General features: G+C 65.4%; 13 protein-coding genes. 7 read left to right on the top strand and 6 right to left on the bottom strand.

What is annotated here, in order from left to right; translation table 11 throughout:
- Window positions 1-19: 19 nt before the first annotated feature.
- From CWS35_RS18130 to CWS35_RS18115, 4 genes are all read right to left on the bottom strand, one after another.
- Window positions 20-748: an ABC transporter ATP-binding protein gene (locus CWS35_RS18130; RefSeq protein WP_024579422.1), complete on the bottom strand. Its 729-nt coding sequence runs from the start codon at window positions 746-748 to the stop codon at window positions 20-22.
- A complete protein-coding gene (locus CWS35_RS18125; RefSeq protein WP_100952881.1) occupies window positions 748-2,520 on the bottom strand; it encodes an ATP-binding cassette domain-containing protein in 1,773 nt (590 codons plus the stop codon). Before CWS35_RS18125 ends, CWS35_RS18130 begins: the two co-directional genes overlap by 1 nt.
- On the bottom strand, window positions 2,517-3,389 hold the full coding sequence (locus tag CWS35_RS18120) for a branched-chain amino acid ABC transporter permease (protein WP_050406735.1): 873 nt from the start codon (window positions 3,387-3,389) through the stop codon (window positions 2,517-2,519). Before CWS35_RS18120 ends, CWS35_RS18125 begins: the two co-directional genes overlap by 4 nt.
- A gap of 73 nt (window positions 3,390-3,462) precedes the next feature.
- On the bottom strand, window positions 3,463-4,608 hold the full coding sequence (locus CWS35_RS18115) for an ABC transporter substrate-binding protein (RefSeq protein WP_024579419.1): 1,146 nt from the start codon (window positions 4,606-4,608) through the stop codon (window positions 3,463-3,465).
- Window positions 4,609-4,844: 236 nt separating this feature from the next.
- On the opposite strand from CWS35_RS18115, the gene CWS35_RS18110 reads away from it, so the two are divergent.
- Window positions 4,845-5,840 carry a GntR family transcriptional regulator gene (locus tag CWS35_RS18110; protein ID WP_100952879.1) on the top strand — a complete coding sequence of 332 codons (996 nt, stop codon included), beginning with the start codon at window positions 4,845-4,847 and terminating at the stop codon, window positions 5,838-5,840.
- 24 nt (window positions 5,841-5,864) lie between these two features.
- Here CWS35_RS18110 and hpaR read toward each other — a convergent pair whose 3' ends face one another.
- Window positions 5,865-6,404, bottom strand: coding sequence for a homoprotocatechuate degradation operon regulator HpaR (gene hpaR, locus CWS35_RS18105; RefSeq protein ID WP_024579417.1), 540 nt, complete (start codon window positions 6,402-6,404; stop codon window positions 5,865-5,867).
- A gap of 111 nt (window positions 6,405-6,515) precedes the next feature.
- Between hpaR and hpaH the strand changes: the two genes are divergently transcribed.
- The 6 genes from hpaH (at window position 6,516) to CWS35_RS18075 (ending at window position 13,069) form a co-directional block, all read left to right on the top strand.
- On the top strand, window positions 6,516-7,322 hold the full coding sequence (hpaH, locus tag CWS35_RS18100) for a 2-oxo-hept-4-ene-1,7-dioate hydratase (RefSeq protein ID WP_100952877.1): 807 nt from the start codon (window positions 6,516-6,518) through the stop codon (window positions 7,320-7,322).
- A gap of 21 nt (window positions 7,323-7,343) precedes the next feature.
- Window positions 7,344-7,742, top strand: a complete 399-nt coding sequence (locus tag CWS35_RS18095) for a 5-carboxymethyl-2-hydroxymuconate Delta-isomerase (protein WP_024579415.1) — start codon at window positions 7,344-7,346, stop codon at window positions 7,740-7,742.
- The gene (gene hpaE / locus CWS35_RS18090; RefSeq protein WP_100952875.1) at window positions 7,735-9,279 is read left to right on the top strand and encodes a 5-carboxymethyl-2-hydroxymuconate semialdehyde dehydrogenase; all 1,545 of its coding nucleotides are present in this window, start codon (window positions 7,735-7,737) and stop codon (window positions 9,277-9,279) included. Before CWS35_RS18095 ends, hpaE begins: the two co-directional genes overlap by 8 nt.
- A gap of 127 nt (window positions 9,280-9,406) precedes the next feature.
- Entirely contained in the window at window positions 9,407-10,390 is a 984-nt protein-coding gene (gene hpaD, locus CWS35_RS18085; protein WP_024579413.1) for a 3,4-dihydroxyphenylacetate 2,3-dioxygenase, read from the top strand.
- 153 nt (window positions 10,391-10,543) lie between these two features.
- Window positions 10,544-11,416, top strand: a complete 873-nt coding sequence (locus CWS35_RS18080; protein ID WP_100952873.1) for a fumarylacetoacetate hydrolase family protein — start codon at window positions 10,544-10,546, stop codon at window positions 11,414-11,416.
- A gap of 24 nt (window positions 11,417-11,440) precedes the next feature.
- Window positions 11,441-13,069 carry a thiamine pyrophosphate-dependent enzyme gene (locus CWS35_RS18075; protein ID WP_024579411.1) on the top strand — a complete coding sequence of 543 codons (1,629 nt, stop codon included), beginning with the start codon at window positions 11,441-11,443 and terminating at the stop codon, window positions 13,067-13,069.
- Here the strand turns inward: CWS35_RS18075 and CWS35_RS18070 are convergent.
- Window positions 13,066-14,280 carry an MFS transporter gene (locus tag CWS35_RS18070; protein WP_100952871.1) on the bottom strand — a complete coding sequence of 405 codons (1,215 nt, stop codon included), beginning with the start codon at window positions 14,278-14,280 and terminating at the stop codon, window positions 13,066-13,068. The genes CWS35_RS18075 and CWS35_RS18070 overlap by 4 nt on opposite strands.

The raw sequence follows: 14,280 nt of genomic DNA, 5'->3' as shown, positions 1-14,280 counted from the left end.
GATAAAACACAGTGCGTTGTCAGGCGTGGGTCTTGGCGTGGCCGCCGAGATAAGCGGCGGCGATGGCTTCGTTGCCCCACAATTCGTCGGGCTTGCCGCCCAGCACGATCCGCCCTGTTTCCAGGACGAAGCCGTGATCGGCGACCGAAAGTCCCATGCGCGCATTTTGCTCGACGAGCAAGACCGTGGTGTCCTGCCTGATCTGCGAAATGATGCGGAACACCGCCTGCACGATGACGGGCGCGAGCCCGAGCGACGGCTCGTCGAGCAACAGCAGCCGCGGCTTGGCCATCAGGCCGCGCGCGACCGCAACCATCTGCAACTGGCCGCCGGACAGCGTCCAGCCGAGCGCATTGGAGAAGGCGCGAATGTCCGGAAACAAATCGAACATCGCGTCGGCCTCGCGCGAGATCTGCGACGCCGAGACCTTGCGGTTCGACGCACCGAGCATGATGTTCTCTTTCACCGTGAGGCCCGGGAAAACGCGGCGGCCTTCCGGCACATGCGAGATGCCGAGCCTGACGATCGCTTCCGGCCCGAGGCCTGCGATCGAATGACCGTCGAACAGGATGTCGCCGGAGGCCGGCTTGGCGAGGCCGGAGATGGCGCGCAGCGTGGTCGACTTGCCGGCGCCGTTGGCGCCGAGCAGCGTGACCACCTGCCCCTGCTCCACGGCGATGGTGACGCCGCGCAGCGCCTCGATCTCGCCGTAGCGGACCACCAGATTGCGGATTTCGAGCAGCGGCATCATTCGCTCCCGAGATAGGCGGAGACGACGTCGGGATGGCGCAGCACCGCCATCGATTCGCCGTCCGCGATGCGGCGCCCGAAGTTCAGCACGGTGATGTGTTGGGCGGCTTCGGAGACCAGCGTCATATCGTGATCGATGATCAGGATGGTGAGGCCCTGTGCGGCGATGCGCTTCAGCAGCTCATGCAGTTCGAGCTTCTCGGTCGAGTTGAGGCCGGCGGCCGGCTCATCGAGCAGCAGCAAGGTCGGGTTCGAGGCCAGCGCCCGCGCGATCTCGATCAGGCGCTGATGGCCGTAGGAGAAGCTCGAGATCAATTGGTTGGCGCGGTTGCCGAGGCCGACGAAGGTCAGCGCCTCCATCGCGCGTTCGGTCAGCGCGTCGTCGCCCTTCCCGATCATGGTGTTGCCGGGACGCTCGGCGCCGATCTCGACGTTTTCCAGCGCCGTCATCGAGCGGAACAAACGGATGTTCTGGAAGGTACGTCCAAGACCCGCGGCGGTGCGCTGATGCGGCGCCATGTTGGTGATGTCGGTGCCGTCAAGCACGATCCTGCCCGATGTCGCCTTGTAGAGGCCGGACAGCACGTTGAGCGTCGTGGTCTTGCCGGAGCCGTTGGGTCCGATCAGCGCGTGCACGCTGCCGCGCTTCACCGCGATGTCGACGCCGTCGACCGCCTTGAGGCCGCCGAAATGCTTCGAGAGCCCGGTGACCTCGAGCACGATGTCGCCGCCAGTGGTCGCGGGCTTGAGCAGGAGCGCTCCGGCAACGGGCGGCGCCCCGGTGTGTGCACGCCAGCGCGTGAAGGCGTCAGATACGAAGCCCCAGATGCCATCCGGCATGAAGCGGATGATCAGGATCACCGACAGGCCGTAGATCGCAAGATAGAGGCCGGGCACGCTCTTCAGGAAGCGCAGCCATTCCGGGATCAGGATCAGCAGGCCGGTGCCGATCACCGAGCCGATCGGCGAGGCCACGCCACCGAGCAGCGACATGGTCAGGAACTGGATCGATTCCGCGAACGAGAACTGGTCAGGACTGACATAAGCGAAGCCGCCGGCGAACAGGCCGCCCGCGAGGCCACCGAGCACCGCGCACACCGCAAAGGCGGAGACCTTGGTGCGGAACACGTCGATGCCGTTGACGCCGGCCGCAAGCTCGTTGTCGCGCACCGCGCGCATCGCACGGCCGAGCTTGGTGTCGGGCAGATGCCAGACCAGGTAGCCGACGATCGCGAGCATCGCGACACAGAAGGCGAGATAGCTCTGCGACGATTGGAACAGCTCGGGCCGGCGAATGTTGGCGACGCCGTCCGGTCCGTGGGTCACGCCGACCGCGTTGATCATGACCAGTGTCACGATCTGCTGGAACGAGATCGTCACCATCGCAAGGTAATGCCCGCCGAGCCGCAAGGTCGACATGCCGAGGAATGCGCCGGCCACCAGCGTGATCGCGCAGGCGCCAACCAGGCAGAGCCAGAAGTTCAGATGCAGGTCGGCAGTCCCGAGGCCGACGGCATAGGCGCCGAAGCCGAAGAACGCCGCCTGCGCCAGGTTGATCTGACCGCACAGGCCGAGCACGACCGAAAGCCCGAACACCGCGATCGAAAACGTCGTGGCCTGGAGCAGGATGTTGAGGATGTAGCCGTCGAATTGCATGCCGGCGGCGAGCGCTACCAGCACCGCGGCGGCGATGAAATACGGCAGATGACGGATGATCAGCGGTTTCGTGCGCACGGCGGGCGCCGGGATCATGTTGTCGCTGGCGCTCATGCTTTCTCCGCGACGCGTTCGCCGAAGATGCCCTGCGGCCGGAATACCAGGAAGGCGATCAGCACCAGGAAGGCGAAGCCGTCCTTGTACGGCACGGAAATATAGGCGGCGCCGAAGGTTTCGATGACACCGAGCGCGAGGCCGCCGACGATCGCGCCGGCCACGTCGCCGAAGCCGCCGATGATGGTGGCGGCGAACGCCTTCAGCGCGATCGTCGAGCCCATCTGGATCGAGACGAACAGCACCGGCGCCACCAGGATGCCGGCGAGACCGCCGAGCACGGCCGAGTAGATGAAGGTGATCATGATCATGGTGGAGACGGAGATGCCGAGCAGCGAGGCCATCTCCTTGTCCTGCGAGGTCGCTTGCAGCTTCTTGCCGAGCAGCGTCTTCTCGAAGAACCAGAAATTGAACAGCACCAGCAGGATCGTGACGCCGATGATCAAGAGATACTGGCTGTCGAGATAGACCGGGCCGAGCTGGATGCCGGGCGTATCGAACCAGCCCTGCAACACCTGCGGCTGCGGGCCGTAGATCGCGAGCACCGAATTCGACAGCAGGATCGAGGCGCCGATGGTGGCGATGATGACAGGCAGATAGGTGCGGTGGCGCAGCGGATAGTAGACGCCGAGATTGAAGATGACGCCGAGCAGCGCCATGCCGGCGAGCGCGATCACGAACGACAGCCAGTAAGGCAGGCCGAGCTCGACGCAGACCACCATCAGATAGGCGGCGACCATCGAGAATTCGCCTTGCGCGAAGTTCACCACATTGGTGGCGCGGAAGATCAGCACGAAACCGAGCGCGACCAGCGCGTAGACCGCGCCGATGCCGATTCCGGTGAACAGCAGTTGGAGAACCAGATCCATGGCAGGCGCTCGATCAGTACATTGTACGCAGGAGACCGGCCTCACCGTGCGCGACGGCGAGGCCGAGCCGCGATCAATCGTTGAAGTCGATGTGCTTGTCGTAGACGATCTTACCCTTGTCGTTCTTCACGACGTTGTAGCCGTGCAGACCGTCGCCATTCTTGTCGAAATTGTACTCGCCTTCGGCGCCGGCGAATTTCTGCGTCGCCAGGATGGCGTCGCGGATCTTGTTCGGATCGGTCGAACCAGCCTTGTTGATCGCCGCCGACAGGATGGTGATTGCGTCGTAGGGCCAGGCGCTCTGGTTATCGGGCGCGGTCTTGTAGGCATCGCGATAGGCCTTGCCGAACGCCTTTGCCGTGTCGCTCGAGTCCTCGGCGAAGTCGGCGACCCCATAGGTGCCATACAACGCAGGGCCGGCGAGCTTGGTCGAGGACACCGCCACCACCGAAGGCGAACCGACCCAGGGGATGTTGACGCCGAGCTGGCGCAGCTGCCGGGCGAAGATGCCGAGGTCGTTCTCGAAGGTGAAGTAGGTACCGAGCACGTCGGCACCGGACTGCTTCACCGCCAGCACGACCGGGGTGAAGTCCTGGCTCTGGTTGGCATAGCCCTGGTCGAGCACCGGCGGCGCACCGAGCTTGGCCAGCGCCTCGGTCAGCGCCTTGCCGCCCGCGGTGCCGAAGGCGTCGGTGGAATGGACGATCGCCCATTTCTTCTTGCCGAGCGTGTTGACGCCGAAGTCGGCGATCACGCGGCCGGAGTAATTGTCATTCGGGCGGAAGCGGAACAGCCAGGGATTGCCGGAATGGGTGAGATCCGGATTGGTGCCACCGATCATCACAGGCTTGCCGACCTTGATCACGTCGGGCGCCATCGCCTGCACCTGGGTCGAGCGGATCGAGCCGAGGAAGGCAACGATGTCGGATTGCGCGGCGAGCTTGGAGAAGGCCAGCACGATGCCCGGGTTGGTGGTCTGGTCGTCTTCGATCACGAGCTCGACCTGCTTGCCGAGCACGCCGCCGGCCTTGTTGACCGCGGCGAGCGCCAGCTTGGCGCCGTTCTGGGCCCACAGGCCCTGCTCCGCTGCCGGTCCGGTCACCGGCACGCACATGCCGATCTTGATCGTCGCTCCTTGCGCCCAGGCGCTGCGCATCAGCGCGGGAGCAGCGAGACCTGCCGCCAAGCCGGCGGAAAACTCACGCCTCGTCAGTTTCATTCAATCCTCCCTTTGGTGCGCCGAACTTGCATGTCGGCTGCGTTGAGATGAGCTGACGCGTCGATCTGTGGTCCAGGACGCGTGACGGCGGCCATCGATCTGGCGTTTGACTCCCAGCTAAACATGATTGCACATTGCACGCAATAGCCAAACGTTCGCTGGCAACGGTGCGTAATTGCCTGCTACCAACGACCAGAACGGGATCACGTGATAATGTGACCGACGGGCAGTCATCGATGTCGATTCCAAGAGCGAAATCGCAGACCAGACGGAAGCAGCCGGCCTACGCGCTGATCAAGAGCGCATTGGCAAAGCACATCCGGGCCGGCGACGTTCCACCCGGAACGGTTCTCTCGGAATCGGCGATCGCGACCTTGTTCGGCTCCAGCCGCTCGCCGGTGCGACAGGCGTTCGAACAGCTCGAGCATGTCGGCCTGGTGCACCGCTTCGACGGCCGCGGCGTCATCGCCGGCAAGCGAAACGCCGAACCACGCCGCGTCCCGATCACGCCGGAGATGTTCGGGCTGACCGATGGCCCGGTCGAGGCGGTGCGCAGCGATGCCTGGGATGCACTCTACTACAAGCTCGAGCGCGAGATCATCTACCGGTCGCTGTTCGGGCGCTTTCGGGTCAGCGAGCTCGCGCTGGCGCGGCACTTCCGGGTCGGGCGCACCGTTGCGCGCAACCTGTTGCTACGTGCGCAGGCAATCGGAGTCCTGGAGAAAGGCGCCAAGGCTCATTGGTATGTGGTGCCCCTGGATGAAGATCGCCTCCGCGACATCTTCGAGGTCCGCGCGACCCTCGAGCCGCTGCTGCTGAAATCGGCGACGACGAGGATTCCTGCCGCACTGCTCGACCGGATGGCGGAGCGGCTGCGCGAAGGGATTCAGTTCCGCAGCGGCGTCGGCGTCGGGGAGCTCGACGAGATCGAGGGCGACCTCCACATCCAGTGCCTGGGCTACGGCAGCAATCGCGAGATGATCGAGGCGCTGAAACGCACGCACTGCTCCTTCGTGATCGGCAAGCACATTCAGGTGGCTCTGACCGCGCCGCAGATCGATTCCTTCATGGACGAGCATCTGGTGATCATCGAAGCCTTGCGCACACGCGACGGTGATGCGGCGGCTGCGACCTTGCGCAGTCACATCGAATGGTCGCATTCGAAAGTTGCCCGCTGGATTGCCGAATTCCGCGCCATCAACGCGATTTCGCGCGTGCCCTACATGGTCTAGCCATCCTGTCGCGCGGGACCGCGGCTACGTATCGGCCTCGACCTCGGCATCATCGGCAGCCGCCATTCCGGCGAGGCTGGCCTCCAGCGCGCCGAGCATTTCGTGCAGTTCCGCGAGCTTGCGGGCGCCGAACCGCCGGGTGATCTCGGCGTAGATCGCCTCCGACGTCGGGGCCACCGCCTCGATCAGCTTCAGTCCCTTGGCAGAGATCGAAACCACCGCGCGCCGTGCATCGGTCTCGGCCGCCTTGCGCTCGATCAAGGCGCGCGCCTCGAGATCGCGCAGGATCCGCGACAGGCTCGGGCCAAGCAGGAACGCCACGCGGGCGAGCTCGGTGACCTCGATCTCCTCGACCGCGGTCAGCGCACGCAAGATCCGCCATTGCTGCTCGGTCAGCCCGTGACTGCGCAGCGACGGACGGAATTGCCGCATCACGGCCTCGCGGGCGCGCAGCAGCGACATCGGCAGCGAGCGCGAGAATTCGCGCATCGGGCCACGTCGCGACGACGCCACCTCGTCACCCTGCCTCGGCCCTAGCTCGTCGGACGATTTCTTGCGCGCCATGACCTAATCCGCCACCGCAAACTTTTGCAGCGCAGCATGCCCTGATTCAGTTTGCGGGAATTCACTTAACATGTTAATCATCTCCCGACATCCACTTTTTGTGTATCACGCATGGCCCTCTCCAAGGACGATATCCGCGCTGCCGCCGAACGGCTCGACACCGCGGAAAAGACCCGCAAGCAGATCCGCCAGCTCTCGCTGGACTACCCCCGCATCACCCTCGAGGATGCCTACGCGATTCAGAAGGCCTGGGTCGAGATGAAGGTGGCGCAGGGCCGCCTCGTCAAGGGCCACAAGATCGGCCTGACCTCGAAGGCGATGCAGAGTGCGCTCAACATCGACGAGCCCGATTCCGGCATCCTGCTCGACGACATGTTCTTTGCCGATGGCGGCCTGGTGCCGACCGATCGCTTCATCGCAACCCGCGTCGAGGCCGAGCTTGCCTTCGTGATGAAGCATCGCCTGGCGGGACCGAACTGCACGCTGTTCGACGTGCTCAACGCCACCGACTTCGTGGTGCCGGCGCTGGAAATCCTGGATACCCGGGTCGAACGCGTCGATCCGGAAACCAAAGCAACGCGAAAGATCTTCGACACCATCGCCGACAATGCCGCCAATGCCGGCATCGTGCTGGGCGGCCGGCCGATCCGACCGCTGGAGGCCGATCTGCGCTGGATCGGCGCGCTCTGCTTCCGCAACGGCCAGCTCGAGGAAACCGGTCTGGCCGCCGGCGTGTTGAACCATCCGGCGACCGCGGTGGCGTGGCTCGCCAACAAGATCGCGCCCAACGGGCTGGCGCTGGAGGCCGGTCAAATCGTGCTGGCGGGCTCGTTCATCCGCCCGATCGAGACCCGCAAGGGCGACACCATCCAGGCCGATTACGGACCTTATGGTTCCGTGAGCTGCTACTTCGCTTGACGCCATCAGCAGGAGCGCTGCATGCCGCATTTCACGATTGAATACTCGGCCAATCTCGACGGCCTCGTCGACATGGGCGCGACGGTCGAACTGGTCCGCAGGGCCGCGGTCGAGACCGGCATCTTCCCGCTCGGCGGCATCCGTGTCCGCGCCATCAGATGCGAGCATTACGCGATCGCCGACGGCCGCAAGACCTACGGCTTCCTCGACATGGTGCTGCGGCTCGGCGAAGGCCGTGACCTCGCCGCCCGCAAGAAGGCGGGCGAGCACATCTTCAAGGCGCTATCGGCCCATCTCGATCCGGTATTCGCCAACAGCAAGTTCGCTCTGTCGTTCGACATGCAGATCAACGACAAGGAAACCAGCTGGAAACGCAACAACATCCACGACGCATTGAAGGTGGAGACGGTCAATGGATAAAGCGACAGCGAAATCGTCAGCCGATGTGTTCCAGGCCAACCGCGATCGCGCCGGTCCCCTGCTGGCGAAGCTGAAGGCCGAAGGCATCGGCAATGTGATCGACGGCAAGGTCGTGCCGGCGGCATCCGGTCAGACTTTCGAGACGAAATCGCCCGTCGACGGCACGGTGCTGGCGACGGTCGCGCGCGGCAATGCCGCGGATATCGACCGCGCGGCAACCGCGGCGTCCAACGCGTTCAAGGCCTGGCGCGACATGCCGGCGGCGCAGCGCCGCAAGGTTTTGCACCGCGTCGCCGATGCGATCGAGGAGCGCGCCGACGACATCGCCGTGCTCGAATGCATCGACACCGGTCAGGCGCACCGCTTCATGGCCAAGGCCGCCATCCGCGCCGCGGAGAATTTCCGCTTCTTCGCCGACAAATGCGGCGAGGCCCGCGACGGCCTCAACACGCCTTCGGACGAGCACTGGAACATCTCGACCCGGGTGCCGATCGGCCCGGTCGGCGTGATCACGCCGTGGAACACGCCGTTCATGCTCTCGACCTGGAAGATCGCGCCGGCGCTGGCCGCCGGCTGCACCGTGGTGCACAAGCCGGCGGAATGGTCGCCGGTGACGGCCGACATGCTGGTCAAGCTCGCCAAGCAGGCCGGTCTTCCCGACGGCGTGCTCAACACCGTGCATGGTTTCGGCGAAGAGGCCGGCAAGGCGCTGACCGAGCACCCCGCGATCAAGGCGATCGGCTTCGTTGGCGAGAGTTCGACCGGCTCGGCAATCATGGCGCAGGGCGCGCCGACCTTGAAGCGGGTGCATTTCGAGCTCGGCGGCAAGAACCCGGTGATCGTGTTCGACGACGCCGATCTCGACCGCGCGCTCGATGCCGTCGTGTTCATGATCTACTCGCTCAATGGCGAGCGCTGCACCTCGTCGAGCCGGCTGCTGGTTCAGGAGAGCATTGCCGGCAGCTTCATCGAGAAGCTCACGGCGCGCGTCAAGGCGCTCAAGGTCGGCCATCCGCTCGATCCCGCGACCGAGATCGGGCCGCTGATCCATGAGCGGCATCTCGCCAAGGTGTGCAGCTATTTCGACGTCGCCAGGAAGGACGGCGCGACGATCGCGGTCGGCGGCAAGCCGCATGACGGCCCCGGCGGCGGCCATTATGTGCAGCCGACGCTGGTCACCGGCGCCAGCGCCAACATGCGCGTCGCGCAGGAAGAGGTGTTCGGGCCGTTCCTGACCGTCATCCCGTTCAAGGACGAGGCTGAGGCCATCGAAATCGCCAACGGCGTGCAATACGGTCTGACCGGCTATGTCTGGACCGGCGAGATGGGCCGCGCGCTGCGTGTCGCCGATGCGCTGGAAGCCGGCATGATCTGGCTCAACTCGGAAAACGTCCGCCATCTGCCGACCCCGTTCGGCGGCATGAAGTCGTCAGGCATCGGCCGCGACGGCGGCGACTACTCGTTCGACTTCTACATGGAAACCAAGCACGTCTCGCTCGCGCGCGGGACGCACAAGATTCAGAAACTGGGAATCTAACGACAACTGTCATTCCGGGGCGACGCGTAGCGGCGAGCCCGGAACCCATAACCACGATCGTGGGTATGGATTCCGGGCCTACGCCAAGAGGCGCATCCCGGAATGACGACAGACAGAGGAAACACCGATGCCCGCTCCGACCCACGTCTTCGATCCGCCGTTCAACATCATCCGCTGCAGCCACGCCGTGCTCGACGTCACGGACCTGGACAAGAGCGCCGCCTTCTACGAGAACACCGTCGGCCTCCACATCGAGGACCGCGACGACAGATCGGTGTATCTGCGCGCCAGCGAAGAGCACCAGCATCACTCGGTGGTGCTGCGCAAGGCGGCGAAGGCCGCCTGCAACCGGCTCGGCTTCAAGGTCGGCAATGACGGCGACCTCGACAAGGCCGCCGCCTTCTGCTCCGAGAACGGCATCAGCTACGCCTTCGTCGACCAGCCGTTCCAGGGTCGCACGCTGCAATTCACCGATCCGTTCGGCTTCCAGATCGAGCTCTACGCCACGATGGAGAAGCGCCCGCATTTGCTGCGGCGCTACGATCTCTACAAGGGCTGCCATCCGCAGCGGCTCGACCATTTCAATGTGTTCGCCGCCGAGGTGCAGGACACCGTCGATTTCTACGCGCGGCTCGGCTTCCGCCTCACCGAATATGCCGAGGAGGACGGCGACAATGGCCGCATCGCCGCCGCCTGGATGCACCGCAAGGGCAATGTCCACGACTTCGCCATCACCAACGGCCGTGGCCCGCGCCTGCATCACATCGCCTATTGGGTGCCGACCGCGATGAACATCGTGCATCTCTGCGACGTGATGGCCTCGTCCGGCTTCCTCAACAACATCGAGCGCGGCCCGGGCCGGCACGGCATCTCCAACGCCTTCTTCCTCTACATCCGCGATCCCGACGGCCATCGCATCGAGCTCTACACCAGCGACTATTTCACCGGCGATCACGACCACGAGCCGCTGCGCTGGTCGCTGCGCGATCCGCGCCGTCAGACCTTGTGGGGCGCACCGGCGCCGCGCTCCTGGTTCGAAGAGGGCTCGACCTTCGCGGGGCAAGCCGTGCGCGAGCCGCGCTTCGTCGCCGACGTGCTGGTCGCGGACTGATACACGCCTCTCGAAACGTCGTCCCGGCGAAGGCCGGGACCCATAACCACCGACTTGAGTTGTTGAACGAATGTCTGGCCGCATACCCATTCCGATGGCCGCGGCGTATGGGTCCCGGCATTCGCCGGGACGACACCAATGAATGGATTGCTCATGTCAGCCCCTCGCCTCGCCACCTACTCCGTCAACGGCGCCACGCAATATGGTGCCGTCACCGACAGCGGCATCGTCGATCTCTCGTCACGTTTCGCCAAGGACTATCCGACCTTGCGCGAGGCGATCGCCGCCGGCGCATTGACCCGGCTCGTGGAGGACGCCGCCAAGCGATCGCCCGACCACGCGCTCGACGCGGTGGCGTGGCAGCCGCCGATCCCGGCGCCGGAGAAGATCATCTGCATCGGCGTCAACTATCCGGACCGCAATGCCGAGTACAAGGACGGCTCGGACGCACCGAAATATCCGAGCATGTTCCTGCGCGTGCCGCGCTCCTTCGTCGGCCACAACACGCCGGTGGTGCGCCCGCGGGCCTCGCCGCAACTCGACTATGAAGGTGAGCTGGTGCTGGTGATCGGCAAGGCCGGCCGGCACATCCCGGAAAGCAGCGCGCTCGATCACGTCGCCGCGATCACGCTCTGCAACGAAGGCACCATCCGCGACTGGGTGCGTCACGCCAAGTTCAACGTCACCCAGGGCAAGAATTTCGATTCCACCGGCAGCCTCGGCCCCTGGATCGTGCCCTTCACCAGCGAGGCGCAGATCGCCGATATCCGCCTGACCACCAAGGTCAACGGCGAACTCAGGCAGGACGACCGCACCTCGCGCTTGATCTTCGGCTTCCGCTACCTCATCAACTACATCTCGACCTTCACGACGCTGGTTCCCGGCGACATCATCGTCACGGGGACGCCGACCGGCGCGGGTGCGCGATTCGATCCGCAGCGCTATCTGAAGCCCGGTGATGTCGTCGAGGTCGAGGCCGAAGGCGTCGGCGTGCTGCGCAACAGCGTCGTCGACGAAGCCAACTAACCTCGCAAGCAAGTGGACAGTGCCATGACCTCTACATCCGGCGGCGAAGCGATCGTCAACGGCCTCGTCGCCCACGGCGTCGACACCGTGTTCGGCCTGCCCGGCGCCCAGATCTACGGCCTGTTCGATGCGTTCCACCAGGCGCAGCTCAAGGTGATCGGCGCTCGCCACGAGCAGGCTTGCGGCTACATGGCGTTCGGCTATGCCCGCTCCTCGGGCAGGCCCGGCGTGTTCAGCGTGGTGCCCGGCCCCGGCGTGCTCAACGCCTCGGCGGCGCTGCTCACCGCCTTCGGCTGCAACGAGCCGGTGCTGTGCCTGACCGGCCAGGTGCCGACGCAATTCCTCGGCAAGGGTCGCGGCCATCTGCACGAGATGCCGGACCAGTTGGCGACGCTGCGCACCTTCGTGAAATGGGCCGACCGGATCGAATACCCCGACAACGCGCCCGCGCTGGTGTCGCGCGCGTTCCAGGAGATGCTGTCGGGCCGGCGCGGCCCGGCGTCGCTGGAGATGCCGTGGGACGTGTTCACCCAGCGCACCCAGGTCACAGCCGTCAAGCCGTTCGATCCGTTGCCGGCGCCGCAGCCCGATCCCGACCGCATCAGGCAGGCTGCCGATCTGATCGCCGGCAGCAAGGCGCCGATGATCTTCGTCGGCAGCGGTGCGATCGAGGCCGGCGAAGAGATCCTCGAACTGGCCGAGATGATCGACGCGCCTGTCGTCGCGTTCCGCAGCGGCCGCGGCATCGTCTCCAACGCGCATGAGCTCGGCCTGACGATGGCGTCCGCCTATAAGCTCTGGCCGAAGACCGACCTGATGATCGGCATCGGCACCCGCATGGAATTGCCGACGATGTCGCGCTGGCCGTATCAGCCGGCCGGCCTGAAATGCGTGCGCATCGACATCGATCCGGTCGAGTTGCGGCGCTGGCCGGCCGATGCCGCTGTGATCGCCGACGCCAGGGCCGGCACCGCCGATCTGGTCGCCGCCGTGCGCAAGGTGGGCTACAGCAAGACCTCGGGCCGCCGCGCCGCGATCCGCGAGGCGACCGCAGCCACCGAGCAGGAGATCCAGCGTGTCCAGCCGCAGATGGCTTACCTCAAGATCTTGCGCGAGGTGCTGCCGGCCAACGCCATCGTCACCGACGAGCTGTCGCAGGTCGGCTTCGCCTCCTGGTACGGCTTTCCGATCTACCAGCCGCGCACCTTCGTCACCTCAGGCTATCAGGGTACGCTCGGCTCGGGCTTCCCGACCGCGCTCGGCGCCAAGGTCGCCAACCCGAACAAGCCGGTGGTCGCGATCACCGGCGACGGCGGCTTCATGTTCGGCGTGCAGGAGCTCGCCACCGCCGTGCAATTCAAGATCGGCGTGGTGACGCTGGTGTTCAACAACAACGCCTATGGCAATGTCCGCCGCGACCAGCGCCAGCATTTCGACGGTCGCGTCGTCGCCTCCGACCTGGTCAACCCGGACTTCGTCAAGCTTGCGGAATCGTTCGGCGCCGGCGCTGCGCGCGTCACCTCACCGGATCAGTTCCGTCCCGTGCTGGAGAAGGCGCTGGCCGATGGCGGGCCCTATGTGATCTCGGTGGAAGTGCCGACCGATTCCGAAGTCTCGCCCTGGGCGTTCATCCACCCGGCACGAAACAACTAGACGGTCCTGGCGCCGCGTTGCAGCCGCGACGCGGCGATCACCAGCAGGCCGGCGCCTGCGACCGACCAGCAGGCGACTGGCGCCCAGTGCACCAGCGGCGCATAGTCCGGCAGCTTCTGCAAGCCGCCGGCGACCGCCGCCATCCGCGCAAAGGTCGCGAGCGCGAGCGCCGAGAACACGAGGCCCGTCACCTTGCCTTCGGCACCGGTCTCGCCGATCGCAAGCGCGGCCGACACCGCGCTCATCAGCATGCAGCCCCAGGCCGCCCCCGCCATGAACTGCGCCACGATCAGCACGTTGAGGCTGCCGGCGATCTCCGCCGCGACGATGGCGAACGCACCGAGCAACCCGGCTGCGCCCATCACGATCAGCCCGCCGCGATGCTTGACGACGAGGCTCGCCGGAAACATCGCGATGTTGAAGCCGATCCAGAACACCGGCATCAGCCATTGCAGATCGTTCGGCTTGGCGAAGCGCAGATAGAACGGCGCGCTGTTGATGTTGAAGTGCAGCTGATAGCCGAGCGAGAGCAGCACCATCGACGCGATCAGGAACATCGGCACCGCCCCGAGCCGCCTGGCGGGCGCCGCAAGCCGCTCCGGCTTGGCCTCCGTCGCGATGCGCCGCTCGATCCCCGAGAACGCCAGCGCGGTCAACAGCAGCACGGCGCCGGACAATACGAACGGCAGCCGCGCGTCATGGTCACGCAGCACGACGCCGAGATAGGGCGACACTGCACCGGCGATGCCATAGCCCAGCATTGCGAGCGCGGCGAGGAACGGAACGGACGGTTGCGCGCGATACTTCCCCAGCAGCGTCAGCGGCGGCGCACGCAACGCCGACGATGTGACGGCCCAGATCACGATCAGCGCAATCAGCCAGACTCTTGCGCCCGGCCCGCTGCCGGCGACGTAAGGCAGCGCAACGAAGGCGGCGCAGGAGATCGCGGCAAGGATGCCGACGAACCGGCCGAGACGGCCGACCAGCAGCGACACGCGGTCGGCGGCCATGCCCATCGCGGTGTCGGTGATGGTGAAGATGGCTTGATCCATCATCAGGATCAGGATGACGGTTGCAGGCGCGATGCCGACATCCGCGCACAGCTTGGGCAGATAGATCAGATAGGTGGTCCAGCCCAGCGTGAAGACAAGCTGCAACACGGCAAGATAGATGCCGGTGCGATTGACCGCGTGGTCGGCCTTGGTAGTCAT

It is taken from the genome of Bradyrhizobium sp. SK17 (assembly GCF_002831585.1).
Classification (GTDB): domain Bacteria; phylum Pseudomonadota; class Alphaproteobacteria; order Rhizobiales; family Xanthobacteraceae; genus Bradyrhizobium.
The sequence above is the reverse complement of the archived record's forward strand: the minus strand, read 5'-3'. Positions and strand labels throughout refer to the sequence as shown.

Coding starts and splice junctions, on each gene's coding strand:
- CWS35_RS18130 (WP_024579422.1), bottom strand. CDS start 748: ATGCCGCTGCTCGAAATCCGCAATCTGGTGGTCCGCTACGGCGAGATC.
- CWS35_RS18125 (WP_100952881.1), bottom strand. CDS start 2,520: ATGAGCGCCAGCGACAACATGATCCCGGCGCCCGCCGTGCGCACGAAA.
- CWS35_RS18120 (WP_050406735.1), bottom strand. CDS start 3,389: ATGGATCTGGTTCTCCAACTGCTGTTCACCGGAATCGGCATCGGCGCG.
- CWS35_RS18115 (WP_024579419.1), bottom strand. CDS start 4,608: ATGAAACTGACGAGGCGTGAGTTTTCCGCCGGCTTGGCGGCAGGTCTC.
- CWS35_RS18110 (WP_100952879.1), top strand. CDS start 4,845: ATGTCGATTCCAAGAGCGAAATCGCAGACCAGACGGAAGCAGCCGGCC.
- hpaR (WP_024579417.1), bottom strand. CDS start 6,404: ATGGCGCGCAAGAAATCGTCCGACGAGCTAGGGCCGAGGCAGGGTGAC.
- hpaH (WP_100952877.1), top strand. CDS start 6,516: ATGGCCCTCTCCAAGGACGATATCCGCGCTGCCGCCGAACGGCTCGAC.
- CWS35_RS18095 (WP_024579415.1), top strand. CDS start 7,344: ATGCCGCATTTCACGATTGAATACTCGGCCAATCTCGACGGCCTCGTC.
- hpaE (WP_100952875.1), top strand. CDS start 7,735: ATGGATAAAGCGACAGCGAAATCGTCAGCCGATGTGTTCCAGGCCAAC.
- hpaD (WP_024579413.1), top strand. CDS start 9,407: ATGCCCGCTCCGACCCACGTCTTCGATCCGCCGTTCAACATCATCCGC.
- CWS35_RS18080 (WP_100952873.1), top strand. CDS start 10,544: ATGTCAGCCCCTCGCCTCGCCACCTACTCCGTCAACGGCGCCACGCAA.
- CWS35_RS18075 (WP_024579411.1), top strand. CDS start 11,441: ATGACCTCTACATCCGGCGGCGAAGCGATCGTCAACGGCCTCGTCGCC.
- CWS35_RS18070 (WP_100952871.1), bottom strand. CDS start 14,280: ATGACTACCAAGGCCGACCACGCGGTCAATCGCACCGGCATCTATCTT.